Annotated in this window: 15 protein-coding genes; 9 read left to right on the forward strand and 6 right to left on the reverse strand. The window is 62.7% G+C overall.

Annotation, left to right across the window (positions count from 1 at the left end):
• Window positions 1-201 precede the first annotated feature (201 nt).
• Genes JHX88_RS09275 through JHX88_RS09285 form a run of 3 tightly spaced genes read right to left on the reverse strand, consistent with a single transcriptional unit; the run spans window position 202 to window position 3,331 of the window.
• Window positions 202-552 carry a hypothetical protein gene (locus JHX88_RS09275; protein WP_076524462.1) on the reverse strand — a complete coding sequence of 117 codons (351 nt, stop codon included), beginning with the start codon at window positions 550-552 and terminating at the stop codon, window positions 202-204.
• Window positions 553-574: 22 nt separating this feature from the next.
• Window positions 575-2,599, reverse strand: coding sequence for a M3 family metallopeptidase (locus tag JHX88_RS09280; RefSeq protein WP_076524460.1), 2,025 nt, complete (start codon window positions 2,597-2,599; stop codon window positions 575-577).
• Between the two features lie 27 nt (window positions 2,600-2,626).
• Window positions 2,627-3,331 carry an ArsR/SmtB family transcription factor gene (locus JHX88_RS09285; protein WP_076524458.1) on the reverse strand — a complete coding sequence of 235 codons (705 nt, stop codon included), beginning with the start codon at window positions 3,329-3,331 and terminating at the stop codon, window positions 2,627-2,629.
• Between the two features lie 78 nt (window positions 3,332-3,409).
• Between JHX88_RS09285 and JHX88_RS09290 the strand changes: the two genes are divergently transcribed.
• Together JHX88_RS09290 and JHX88_RS09295 are read left to right on the forward strand one after the other, a co-directional pair.
• On the forward strand, window positions 3,410-3,733 hold the full coding sequence (locus JHX88_RS09290; protein WP_076524456.1) for an NIPSNAP family protein: 324 nt from the start codon (window positions 3,410-3,412) through the stop codon (window positions 3,731-3,733).
• Window positions 3,730-4,080, forward strand: a complete 351-nt coding sequence (locus JHX88_RS09295) for an antibiotic biosynthesis monooxygenase family protein (protein WP_076524454.1) — start codon at window positions 3,730-3,732, stop codon at window positions 4,078-4,080. The genes JHX88_RS09290 and JHX88_RS09295 overlap by 4 nt, the downstream gene beginning before the upstream one ends.
• On the opposite strand, the gene JHX88_RS09300 is transcribed toward JHX88_RS09295, so the two are convergent.
• The 3 genes from JHX88_RS09300 to infC all read right to left on the reverse strand — a co-directional run bounded on the left by JHX88_RS09300 (window position 4,071) and on the right by infC (window position 6,128).
• The gene (locus tag JHX88_RS09300) at window positions 4,071-5,114 is read right to left on the reverse strand and encodes a HesA/MoeB/ThiF family protein (RefSeq protein WP_076524452.1); all 1,044 of its coding nucleotides are present in this window, start codon (window positions 5,112-5,114) and stop codon (window positions 4,071-4,073) included. The two genes, JHX88_RS09295 and JHX88_RS09300, sit on opposite strands and share 10 nt — an antisense overlap.
• Entirely contained in the window at window positions 5,114-5,584 is a 471-nt protein-coding gene (gene dut / locus JHX88_RS09305) for a dUTP diphosphatase (RefSeq protein WP_076524450.1), read from the reverse strand. The genes JHX88_RS09300 and dut overlap by 1 nt, the downstream gene beginning before the upstream one ends.
• A gap of 73 nt (window positions 5,585-5,657) precedes the next feature.
• Window positions 5,658-6,128, reverse strand: a complete 471-nt coding sequence (infC, locus tag JHX88_RS09310) for a translation initiation factor IF-3 (RefSeq protein WP_272848231.1) — start codon at window positions 6,126-6,128, stop codon at window positions 5,658-5,660.
• A 274-nt stretch (window positions 6,129-6,402) separates the two neighbouring features.
• Between infC and JHX88_RS09315 the strand changes: the two genes are divergently transcribed.
• The 7 genes from JHX88_RS09315 to JHX88_RS09345 all read left to right on the forward strand — a co-directional run bounded on the left by JHX88_RS09315 (window position 6,403) and on the right by JHX88_RS09345 (window position 12,226).
• The gene (locus tag JHX88_RS09315) at window positions 6,403-7,137 is read left to right on the forward strand and encodes a hypothetical protein (RefSeq protein ID WP_141225785.1); all 735 of its coding nucleotides are present in this window, start codon (window positions 6,403-6,405) and stop codon (window positions 7,135-7,137) included.
• A gap of 12 nt (window positions 7,138-7,149) precedes the next feature.
• A complete protein-coding gene (locus tag JHX88_RS09320; protein ID WP_076524446.1) occupies window positions 7,150-8,022 on the forward strand; it encodes a glycosyltransferase family 2 protein in 873 nt (290 codons plus the stop codon).
• A gap of 142 nt (window positions 8,023-8,164) precedes the next feature.
• Window positions 8,165-8,674, forward strand: a complete 510-nt coding sequence (gene fabA / locus JHX88_RS09325) for a bifunctional 3-hydroxydecanoyl-ACP dehydratase/trans-2-decenoyl-ACP isomerase (RefSeq protein ID WP_076524444.1) — start codon at window positions 8,165-8,167, stop codon at window positions 8,672-8,674.
• 22 nt (window positions 8,675-8,696) lie between these two features.
• Complete coding sequence (gene fabB, locus JHX88_RS09330; protein WP_076524442.1) at window positions 8,697-9,926, forward strand: beta-ketoacyl-ACP synthase I; 1,230 nt, start codon at window positions 8,697-8,699, stop codon at window positions 9,924-9,926.
• Between the two features lie 28 nt (window positions 9,927-9,954).
• Window positions 9,955-10,743 carry an enoyl-ACP reductase FabI gene (locus JHX88_RS09335; RefSeq protein WP_076524440.1) on the forward strand — a complete coding sequence of 263 codons (789 nt, stop codon included), beginning with the start codon at window positions 9,955-9,957 and terminating at the stop codon, window positions 10,741-10,743.
• Window positions 10,740-11,387 carry a haloacid dehalogenase type II gene (locus JHX88_RS09340; protein ID WP_076524438.1) on the forward strand — a complete coding sequence of 216 codons (648 nt, stop codon included), beginning with the start codon at window positions 10,740-10,742 and terminating at the stop codon, window positions 11,385-11,387. The genes JHX88_RS09335 and JHX88_RS09340 overlap by 4 nt, the downstream gene beginning before the upstream one ends.
• Complete coding sequence (locus tag JHX88_RS09345) at window positions 11,387-12,226, forward strand: alpha/beta fold hydrolase (RefSeq protein ID WP_076524436.1); 840 nt, start codon at window positions 11,387-11,389, stop codon at window positions 12,224-12,226. Before JHX88_RS09340 ends, JHX88_RS09345 begins: the two co-directional genes overlap by 1 nt.
• The last annotated feature ends 4 nt before the right edge of the window (window positions 12,227-12,230 follow it).

Here is a 12,230-nt window from a genome sequence, read left to right on the forward strand (position 1 = left end):
GGCGCGACAACCTGCCGGAGACGCATCCTCAGGCGGCAAAAAAATTTAGCAGCGCACGCTGGCTGTGTACAGGTTGTGTACAGCCTGTGCACGCGCCGTGCACACATAGTGCAGGCAGTTTCCCAGCATTTGCTGGCTGAAATCGATCCGGTGTTGCGCGCCGTGCCGAATGCAACGCACGCTGCTGTGGCGGCCCGAGTGCTACACCGGACAGCGGTGGTAACGCCGCCTCTCACCGTCTTCCATCATATCCAGAAAATCGCCATCGGCGCGCAGGTTCACCCGGCGCTCGAAACTTTCGCCTTCGCCGGTGCAGATCAGCCGCGCCTGCAGGCCATCCGGCCCCGGCCCGACAGGTTCCATCCTGCAAGCGGACTCGTAAAAGCGGAAGTTGTCACCAGAAACGGTCAGCCGGGTCAAGGAAAGCTCTTCACCGCAACCATCGGGATTCAAATCATAAATCCCGCTAGAAATTTCTGCGACTGGTTCGCTTTCTTCGACACATCCGGCCAGCAGAACCACTCCCAGAACCATCATCCCACGCGTCAGCATATTCCGCCCTCCCCGAAAATCTCTAGACAAGGTCACGCCCTTTCAGCAACGCATCAACCCCCGGCATGCGTTCCCTGAAGGCGAGCCACAATTTCTCGGCAGGCGCAGAGCCGCCACGCGACAGGATATTTTCCTCCAGCCGCCGCGCCACGCCCGGATCGAAAATTTCGCCCGCCTCCTCGAAGGCCGCAAATGCGTCGGCATCCATAACTTCCGACCACATGTAACTGTAATATCCGCTGGCATAACTATTGCCCGAGAAGATATGCGCGAAATGCGGAGTGGCATGGCGCATCGGGATCGCTCGCGGGGCCTCCAGCCCGGCCAGGATCTCGCGCTGTCGCGCCATCGGATCGGCGGGCGGATCGCCACGGTGGAAAGCCAGATCGACCAGCGCGCTTTCCAGGTATTCCACCGTTGCGAAACCGGCATCCGCCTTGCCCGCGGCCACGACCCGGTCGCGCAGATCGGCGGGCATCGGCTCTCTGGTCCGGAAATGCCGCGCATGGGCATCCAGCACCTGCGGCTGTTCCAGCCAATGTTCATATAACTGGCTGGGCAGTTCGACGAAATCCTGCGCCACCGAGGTGCCGGAAATCGAGGGCCAATGCACGTCCGACAGGATTTGATGGGTCGCATGGCCGAATTCATGAAACAGCGTCAGGGCGTCATCCCATGACAGGAAGGCAGGCTCGCCCGGCGCATCCGGGGCGGTGAAATTGCACACATTCACCACGATGGGCCGCTGCCCCTCGCCGATCTTGTGCTGGTCCTGCAGCGCCGAGCACCACGCGCCAGAACGCTTGCCGGGCCGGGCAAAGTAATCGCCCAGGAAGATCGCCATCAATTTGCCGTTCCGCGTCACCCGCCATGCCTTTACATCCGGCGACCAGAGCGGCGCCTCGATTGTCTGGAACTCCAACCGATACAAGCGATGCGCCACATCGAACACCGCGCCCAGCATCACGTCCAGCGTCAGGTAGGGCTTGACCTCGGCCGGGTCGACGTCGTGACGCATGCGTCTCAACCGCTCGGCATAGAGCCGCCAGTCCCATGGCTCCAAGGCGGTATTCACGCCATCCTCCCGCGCCAGCCTCGACAATTCCGCCTCGTCTTCCGCGACGCGTTTGCGGGCCGCCTTCCAGACCTGCCCCAGCAAGGTCTCGACCCGCCCGGCATTGCCCGCCATCTCGGGTTCCAGCTTGTAGGCGGCAAAATCCTCGTAACCCAGCAAGCCGGCCAACTCGTGCCGCAATGCCAGGATCTCGGTGACGATGGGCAGGTTGTCGGTTGCCTCGCCGCCGGCGCCCTGCCCCGACCCCCGCGCGGCCCATGCCTTGAACGCCAGTTCACGCAGCGCTCGATCCTGCGCATGTTCCAGGAATGGCACGATCAGAGAACGGTTCAGCGTCACGATCTGCCCGGGCAGGTCGCGCTCTTTCGCAGCCGCCCGCATCGCGCGGATCAGCCAGTCGGGCAGTCCCTCCAGGCGATCATCGGCAATCGGCAGGACATAGTCACGTTCATCGGCCAGCACATTTTGCGCGAATTGCGTGGTCAACACCGCCATGCGCGCGCGAATTTCGGCCATCCGTTCGCGTGCCGCGCCCTCCAGCCCGGCCCCGGCCCGGGTCAGGTCGCGCAATGCCAGTTCGGTGATCCGCCGATCCTCGGGCGCGAGCGTTTCCGCCTGTTTCGCCACCGTCTTGACCCGCGCATAAAGCCGCGGATCCATGCTGGTCCTGCTGTTATACGCCGCCAATTTCGGCGCAAAATCGCGCTGCAATGCCTCGCGCTCCGGGTTCGAATCCACGCCTGCCAGCGTGTAGAAGATGGCCAGCACGCGGCTCAGTCCTTCTTCGGCGGTCTCCAGCGCAGCAACCGTGTTGGCGAAACTCGCGGGCTCGGGATTGGCCGCGATCTTTTCCATAGCCGCCTCGGCACCAGTCAGTTCGGCCTCGAATGCGGGCGCGAAATCCTCGTCGGAAATCAGGTCGAAACGGGGCAGCCCCTCGGGGCCGGTCCAGCGGGTCAGTTCCGGGTTCATGCGGGTCTCCTGTCTGCGTGGCGCAGCCTAGTCCGAGCCAGAGGTGGTTTCCAGAGCCGTCGGGAAACACGTCGCAAAGGCACGCTCGCCATCGCGCGAGAATTCCACGATCCGGCTGTTCGGGCGCAAGCGTGCCCATCCCAGAACCTCGATCCGGCTCAGCAAGGCGCGGCCGAGGCTGCCCGCCAGATGCTTGCGCCGCTCGCTCCAGTCCAGGCAGTCGCGGCATAGTGGCGCACGCCCTTGCCGCAGACCGTCGAGGTCGATCCCGAAATCGCGCATGAAGCCCTGCCCGGCAGATGTCAGCCGGGGACCATCCTCGCAATCGAGAAGTCCGCGCGCTTGCAGGCTGTCGTAAAGCTGCGTCCCCATCTCGCCCGCCAGGTGGCGATAACAGATCCGCGCCTTGCGCAGCGCCGCGTCGCGCGGACCGATGCGGCTGCGCAGATGGCCAGCCCCGGCGGCAACGCCCATCAGCGTTTCCAGCAGATGCCCGACATCGTCGCTGGCCAGCGCCAGATATTTGTGCCGCCCCTGTTTTTCCTGCCGCAAGAGTCCCCCTTCGGTCAGCCGCGCCAGATGGGTGCTGGCGGTCTGTTGGGTCACGCCGGCCTCATGCGCCAGTTCGGTGGCGGTCAATGCGCGCCCGCTGAGCAGCGCGACCAGCATATTGGCGCGGGCGGGATCGCCGATCAGCGCGGCGATTCGGGCGATGTCGGGACCATCTTTCATAGTTCGATCATAGTCGAAGCATTTCCGTGCGCCAAGATGCTAACTTGTTCGCATCACCTGTCACGAAAGGATAACGGCATGCTGACCTGCATCATCCGATACGAGATCGACCCGACACGCCCCGAGATGTTCGCCGAATACGCCCGCAACTGGGGTCAGGCGATTCCGCGCTGCGGTGCCGATCTAATCGGGTATTTCGCCCCGCATGAGGGCTCGGCCACGCTGGCCTATGGCATTTACAATATCCCCAACCTCGCAGAATACGAAAGCTATCGCGCCCGGCTGTCGGCCGATCCGCTCGGCCAGCGCAATTACGATTTCGCGCGCAGCGAGGGTTTTATCCGCCGCGAGGACCGCACATTCCTGAAACTGGCCTCGGCCCCGCATGGAGATGCCGCATGATCGCCGTGATTTTCGAAGTTCAACCCGCAGGCGCCAAGGCCCGCGAGAATTACATGGCCATCGCAGCCTCTTTACGTCCACTGCTGGAGCAGATCGACGGCTTCATCTCGATCGAACGGTTCCAGAGCCTGAACGACCCCGACCGCATCCTGTCGCTGTCCTTCTTTCGCGACGAAGAGGCCGTGCAGCAGTGGCGCAATCTCAGCCAGCATCGCGAGGCGCAGCGGCAGGGGCGCGGCGGGGTCTTTGCCGATTACCGGCTGCGCGTGGCCCATGTGATCCGCGATTACGGCATGGAGCGGCGCGAGGAGGCCCCCACGGACAGCCGCGAGACCCATCAGGCGTGACGATGCCCCCGGCAAACCGGACAATCTTCGCGCTGCGTGATCGAGATCATCCGGGTTTCGCCATAGAGACCGTCGAAGATCAGCATCCGCCCACGCAGCCCTTCGCCCGCGCCGGTCAGATGCTTTATCGCCTCCAACGCCATGATGCTGCCGACCACACCGGGTAACGCGCCGACAACCCCCGCCTCGGCGCAGGCGGGGGCCAGGCCCGGCGCGGGAGCTTCGGGGAACAGGCAGGCCATGCAAGGCCCGCCTTGGGCGGGGTGATATAGCGTCACCTGTCCCTCCCATTGAGCGATCGCCCCGGCGATCAGCGGGACGCCCGCCGTCACGCAGGCACGGTTCACCTCGTCACGCGAAGCGAAGCTATCGGTGCCGTCAATGACCAAGTCGTGCCGGGCGACAAGATCGGCATCGGCCCCGGTGATGCGGCGATGCAGGGGTGTCACCTCGATATGCGGGTTCAATTCGGCCATGTTCCCGGCGGCGGCATCTGCCTTCATCTCGCCACGCTGGCCGCTTCGGAAGATTACCTGCCGCTGCAGGTTCGACAGGCTGACCGTATCGTCATCGGCCAGCGTGATGCGACCAACGCCTGCCGCGGCGAGGTAAAGGCAGATCGGGGCACCCAGCCCCCCTGCCCCGACCACGAGCACCCGGGCATCGCGCAGCCGCATCTGGCCGGGGCCGCCGATCTCGCGCAGCACAAGGTGCCGGGCATAGCGGTCAAGTTCCGCATCCGACATCTGGCCATCATCTGCAGGGGAGATTCCGGTATCGGCTTCGGGAGCAAGCGCACGCAGGCGCCGCAAGCCCACGCGATAGGCAAGAACCAGCGCGGCAAGCCCTCCACCGAACAGCCATCCGTTCAAGGTCCCGCCGATGCTCTGGGCCATCCCGCTCTCTGGCGCCAATCCAAGCAGCAGAACGATGGCCAGCCACGCCCCACCGGCCATCAGCAATGCGATCCGTCCCGGAAGCCGAAACACCAGGGCCAGAGCAGTCAACCCAGCAATCAGCGACAGCCCCAGCATCAGCTCGCTCCGGTCGATCCGAACCCGCCGGAGCCTCGGGCCGTCGCGGCGATATCCTCGACCTCGACGAATTCGGCTTGCGGCGCGGGCGCGACGACGATCTGGGCGATCCGGTCGCCATGCCTCACATGATGGGATGCCTCGCCCAGATTGATCAGAATCACGCCGAGCGGGCCGCGATAGTCGCTATCGATGGTGCCCGGCGCATTGACCAGCGACAACCCATGCTTCAGCGCCAGCCCCGAGCGGGGCCTGACCTGCACCTCCCATCCCGCCGGGATTTCGAGGGTCAGCCCGGTCGGGATCAACGCCCTCTGACCTGGAATCAGCTCTACCCCGCCCCGCTCGGCTTCGGGGAAATTCGCACGCAAATCCGCCCCCGCGGCACCAGCGGTTTCGTAAGATGGCAATGCCAGCGCAGGATCCGCACCTTCCAGCCGCTTGATCCTGATTTTCGGCGCGTCGGTCATCTTGTCCCCCTCAAAGCAAAGGCCGCGCGGCGATGCCTGCGCGGCCCGAATTTCGCGATCACTCGTGCCCCGATCAGCGCGGCGAGATCATCATGACCATCTGTCGACCTTCCATCTTGGGCATGGAGTCGATCTTTCCGATCTCGTCGACATCGTCCCTGACGCGGTTCAGCAGTTCCAGCCCCAGATTCTGGTGCGCCATCTCGCGGCCACGGAAGCGCAGCGTGATCTTGACCTTGTCACCCGATTCGAGGAATCTCATGACATTGCGCATCTTGACGTCATAGTCATGCGTATCGGTCCCCGGACGGAACTTGACCTCCTTGACTTCGATGACCTTCTGCTTCTTGCGTGCCTCGGCCTCGCGTTTCTGCTGTTCATACTTGAACTTGCCAAGGTCCATGACCTTGCAGACCGGAGGAGTGGCGTTCGGCGAGATCTCGACCAGATCGAGCCCGGCTTCCTGAGCCATCTGCAACCCGACCGAGGGCGACACGACGCCGACATTCTCTCCATCTGCGCCGATCAGGCGAATTTCGGCCACACGGATGCGTTCATTGACGCGGGGACCTGTGTCACGGGTGGGCGGTGCGTTATGCGGTCTGCGGGCTATGGTATTGCTCCTTTTATAACCATGGCGTGAATGGACGGAAAATAAGCGCAGCGCGGCGGCGATTCAACCGAATTCACCCGTACGAGTCGCGCAAAACACCGCTTTTGTCGCGCTTTTGTCGCAATGGAGGGATGGTTGGTGTCTTTTCGCGACGCGCGGCCTGTGCAATAGACGGGACGACCGGGCCCGAGCCGAAGGACAAATCATGCGCAAGTTACTACTTCCGATCCTGATTCTTGCCGCTGCTGCCATTGCGTGGTGGTGGTATCAGCAACAGGCAGCCGTAACCGGAAACACCGATTCCGAAACGGTCGAAACCGCGCCAGAGACATCTCCGGAGAATGCGGCCGACATCGCCGAGGAGACTGCCGGGGACACGGCGGAAGCCGCAGAAGAGGTTGCCGAGGAAACCTCTGCAGAGCAGCCCACCGAATCCGATGCGGAGGATACGACAGACGCGGCCAATGAAGCGGCGGATGCTGCCGCGGATGCCGCTGCCGTCGCCGCCGACGCTGCGGCAGAGGCGGTGCAGGCGTCCGAAGAAACCGATATCACGGCCGCGGATGCAGCCGCCCAAGAGGCCGAGGCCGCAGCCGAAGCTGCGCTGGACGCGGCCGATCGCGCCGCCGATGCCGCGGCGAATGCAAGCAATCAGGATGCTCCCGCCGCCGTCGAGGACTCTGCCGATGCCGCCGCAAGCGCTGCCGAGGAAGCCGCAACCGCCACCGATGAGGCTGCCGATGCCGCCTCTGCGGCAACCGGGATCGAGGCGGCCCTGACCCCTGACGGCTTCGACGCGGAGAAGGTCAATGAACTGATCGAATCCGCGTCGATTTCCGACGCGCAGAAAGCAACTCTGAAGCGCCTGATCGAAAGTGCCAGCAGCAATCCCGACTTGCTGCGGGCCGCCCTGGATCAAGTTAAATCCGTGATGAAATAAGCAAGTATTACAATGGTATCCGAGTTTCCAAATCTTCATGATTATCTGCGCAGCAAGCCGAAAACCCTCGCCAAGGGGCCATTGGCGATTATCCTGATCGAAGACGATGTCGCAGTGGCCGAAACATTGCAGCATCATCTGAAACTGGGTTTCCGGCATATCCTGGTCCTGTCTCCCGAACCGGTCGCCCTGCCGGAAAGCGGCTCTGCCCGCATGACCAACGTTCATTGGCAGACCCGTCGCCCCGGCGCGCATGTCGACGCCGTCAATGCGATCAATGACGCGGTGCCCGAGGGAACCTGGCTCTATTACTGTTTCAACGCCGAGTTTCTTTTCTTCCCCTTTTCCGAGACACGCGGCATCGGCGAAATGCTGACCTTCCATGTCGAAGAGCGTCGCTCGGCGATGCTGACCTATGTCGTCGATCTCTACGCTCCCGACCTGGATCGCTGCCCGAACGCGGTCGATCTGGAAGCAACCATGTTCGATCGCACTGGCTATTACGCATTGGCGCGGACCGACCGCCATGATCATCCGATAGAACGACAACTGGATTTCTTCGGCGGTCTGCGCTGGCGCTTCGAGGAACATCTGCCCAAGGACCGGCGGCGGATCGACCGGATCTCGCTTTTCCGGGCCGCCAGGGACCTGCGGATCGGCGCGGATCACAGTTTCAACATCGCGGAATACAATACCTATTCCTGCCCATGGCACAACAACCTGACAGCCGCGATCGGTTCTTTCCGTGTCGCCAAGGCACTGATGACCAATCCCGGATCGCGCGACAGTATCGGCAGTTTCGTCTGGCGCAACTCGCTTCCCTTCGACTGGAAAGCACAGCAATTGATGGATTTTGGCCTTATGGAGCCCGGCCAGTGGTTCTGATCGGTCGAAGCTCTGCCTAAATCTGCAATAATCCACACAAGGCCTTGCGCTTGCACGGGCTTCGCTGCGAATGATAGATGAAACGTCAACTTGAACACCGAGCGGTCGACAGGACCACGCATGACAGGGAAGGCAGGACTGAATGGCGATGACGCAAACGAGCTTTGACCGCGACGAGCTGCTTGCCTGCGCGCGGGGCGAGCTGTTCGGGCCCGGTAACGCCCAATTGCCGGAACCGCCGATGCTGATGATGGACCGCATCACCGAGGTGTCGGAAGATGCTGGCGAACATGGCAAGGGCCATATTGTCGCCGAGTTCGATATCCATCCCGACCTGTGGTTCTTCCCCTGCCATTTCCCCGGCAACCCGATCATGCCCGGCTGCCTTGGCCTCGATGGGCTGTGGCAGCTGACCGGCTTCAATCTTGGCTGGCGCGGCTGGCAGGGGCGCGGCTATGCGCTCGGCGTGGGCGAGGTCAAGCTGACCGGCATGGTCCGCCCCGACCGCAAGATGCTGCGCTATTTCGTCGATTTCACCAAGGCGGTGCAGACACGTCGCCTGACCATGGGCGTGGCGGATGGCCGCGTCGAGGCGGATGGCGACGTGATCTATCAGGTCAAGGACATGAAGGTCGCCCTGTCGGCCAGTTAACCCAATACTCAAGGAGGCCCCCATGCGACGCGTCGTTATCACCGGGCTCGGTATCGTTTCTCCCATCGGCAATAATGCCGACGAGGTCACCGAAAGCCTGCGCGCCGGGCGCTCGGGCATCGTCTTCGCGCCGGAATATGCCGAGCATGGCTTTCGCAGCCAGGTCCATGGCATGCCGCAGATCGACCTGACCGAGCATATCGACAAGCGCAACCTGCGCTTCATGGGACCCGGCGCGGCCTATAACTTCATCGCGATGGAACAGGCCATCGCCGATAGCGGGCTCGAGGAAAACGACGTTTCCAACCCGCGCACCGGGTTGATCATGGGCTCGGGCGGGCCTTCGACCTCGAATTTCTTCGATGCCCACCGGATCGTCATCGAAAAGGGCAGCCCCAAGCGGATGGGGCCGTTCATGGTGACCCGCTGCATGTCCTCGACCAACTCGGCCTGCCTTGCGACGCCGTTCAAGATCAAGGGCGTGAACTACTCGATCACCTCGGCCTGCTCGACCAGCGCGCATTGCATCGGCAACGGGGTCGAACAGATCCAGATGGGCAAGCAGGATATCGTCTTCGCGGGCGGCGGCGAGGAACTCGACTGGACGCTCTCATGCCTGTTCGACGCCATGGGGGCGATGTCGTCCAAGTATAATGACACGCCCGAGACCGCCTCGCGCCCCTATGACGAGACCCGCGACGGTTTCGTGATCGCGGGCGGCGGCGGAGTCCTCGTGCTGGAGGAACTGGAACACGCCAAGGCCCGCGGCGCGAAGATCTATGCCGAGGTCACCGGCTATGGCGCCACCTCGGATGGTTACGACATGGTCGCCCCGTCCGGCGAAGGTGGTGAGCGGTCCATGCGGCTGGCGGTCGAGACCCTGCCCGAAGGGCGCAAGGTCTCTTACGTAAACGCTCATGGCACCTCGACCCCGGTGGGCGATGTGGGTGAAATCAGGGCATTGCGCCGCCTGTTCGGGGAAGGCAGCACCCCGCCGGTCAGTTCGACCAAGTCGCTGACCGGTCACAGCCTTGGTGCGACCGGCGTGCATGAGGCTGTCTATTGCCTGCTGATGCTGCAAAATGACTTCATCGCGGCATCGGCGAATGTCCAGACACTTGATCCCGAGATCCAGCCAAGCGAAATTGCGACGAGCCGGGTGGACAATGCCGGTCTGGATTCGGTTCTATCGAACAGCTTTGGATTCGGCGGCACGAATGCCTCGCTGCTGATGTCCAAATTCTTGGAATAAAAGAAGAAACAAAAATTGAGGATGAAATATGGGCGATCTTCTTAAGGGCAAGCGAGGGCTTGTGATGGGGGTCGCCAACGAGCGCTCCATCGCTTGGGGTATTGCCCGCGCCGTGGCGGCCGAAGGGGCCGAGTTGGCATTCAGCTATCAGGGCGAGGCTTTCGGCAAGCGTGTCGCGCCCTTGGCGGAATCGGTGGGATCGGATTTCCTGCTGGATGTCGATGTGACCGATGATGACAGCCTGGAAGCAGCGTTTTCCAGCCTCGCCAATCGATGGGGCCAGCTGGATTTCCTGATCCATGCAATCGCCTATTCTAACAAGGATGAGTTGACCGGGCGATTCGTCGATACCAGCCGCAAGAATTTCAAGCACTCGCTGGATATTTCCTGCTACTCGCTGATCGAAGTCGCCCGCCGCGCCAAGCCGATGATGGCACCGGGATCGACGATCCTGACCATGACCTATGAAGGCTCGAACCGGGTGACACCGTTCTACAATGTCATGGGCGTGGCCAAGGCCGCACTGGAATCGAGCGTTCGCTACCTCGCCAATGATCTGGGCAGGGACGGGATTCGCGTGAATGCCATTTCTCCCGGCCCGATGAAGACGCTTGCCGGGGCGGCAATTGGCGGTGCGCGCAAGACCTTCCGTCATACCGAGGCGAACGCGCCGCTGCGCGCCAATGCCACGCTGGAGGCGATCGGGGGCACTGCCGTTTGGCTGATCTCGGATTGGGGCGCCTGCACCACCGGCGAGATAGTAAAGGTCGACGGTGGCTACCACGTTCTCGGCATGCCGCAGAGCGAAAATATATGATCTGGGTCTTCGACGCCTACGGGACGCTGTTCGACGTGGATGGCGCGGCCCGTCAGGCGGCGAATGACGATCCGTCATTGGCGGATATTTGGGCCGCGCTATCGGCTGACTGGCGGCGCAAGCAGCTTGAATACTCATGGATGCGAGCCATAACCGGCGATCACGCCGATTTCTGGCAGGTCACGGCCGAAGCATTGGACTGGGCCGCCGAGCGTCACGGGGCGACAATGGATCAATCCGCCCGTCTGCTGGAGCTTTATCGCCAATTACCCGCCTATCCCGAAGTGCCGCAGGTCCTTGACAGGTTGCGCGCGGATGGCGCGCAAACCGCGATCTTCTCGAATGGCAGCCCCCGGATGCTGGCCGATGCGACAGCCTCTGCCGGACTGGAGGAGCGGCTGGACGCCCTGCTTTCGATTGAATCGGCCGGACGTTTCAAACCTTCGACCGAGGCCTATCGAATTGTCACCGATCATTTCGCCTGCGGGCCGGGCGACATTACCTTCGTCTCGTCGAATGGCTGGGACGTCTATGGCGCCACCCGCTTCGGCTTCTCGACTGTCTGGGCCAATCGCGCAGGATTGCCGGTCGATCGCCTGCCCTGCCGGCCCGGTCGCATCCTGTCCGATCTCGGGGAACTTTGATGACCGCATTCTTCACCGCACCAGACGGCGCGCGCCTCGCCTATCGCGATGAGGGAGAAGGGCTGCCCATCCTCTGCCTCGCCGGGCTGACCCGCAACATGGCCGATTTCGACTATGTCGCACCGCATCTGCCGAATGCCCGGCTGATCCGAATGGATTATCGCGGTCGCGGCCAGTCCGACTGGACCGGGGCCGAAACCTATACCGTGCCGCAGGAAGGCAAGGACGCGTTGGCCCTGCTGGATCACCTGGGAATCGGTAAGACGGCGGTCCTCGGGACTTCTCGCGGCGGGCTGATCGGGCTGCTGCTGGCTGCGACCGCCCATGATCGGTTGCTTGGCCTCTGCCTCAACGATGTCGGCCCCGAGATAGAGCGCGCGGGGCTGGAGCGGATCTTCGACTATGTGGGCCGCAACCCGTCAGCGAAAACCCATGCGGCGCTGGCCGAACGCCTGCCAGCGGCAACGCCCGGATTTACCGATGTGCCCGAAGGCCGATGGCTCGCCGATGCGCAGAGACATTATGAGGAAACACCCGAGGGGTTGCGGATCAAGTATGACGCGGCACTTCGCATGGCATTCCTTGCTGCATTCGAAGGCCAATCCCCGGATCTCTGGCCACTCTGGGATGCGACGGCAGGCCTTCCCGTCGCATTGATTCGCGGTGCGAATTCCGACCTGCTCTCTTCAACGGCTGCAAAAGAGATGAAACGCCGTCGTCCGGATCTCGTTTTCGGCGAAGTACCGGGCCGAGCCCATGTGCCATGGTTGGACGAATCCGTGTCTGTGCGGGTCTTGGCCGACTGGTTCAGCATGTTGCACAGGGACCCTAGACGCTAGGATC

It is taken from the genome of Paracoccus saliphilus, from assembly GCF_028553805.1.
GTDB lineage: Bacteria > Pseudomonadota > Alphaproteobacteria > Rhodobacterales > Rhodobacteraceae > Paracoccus > Paracoccus saliphilus.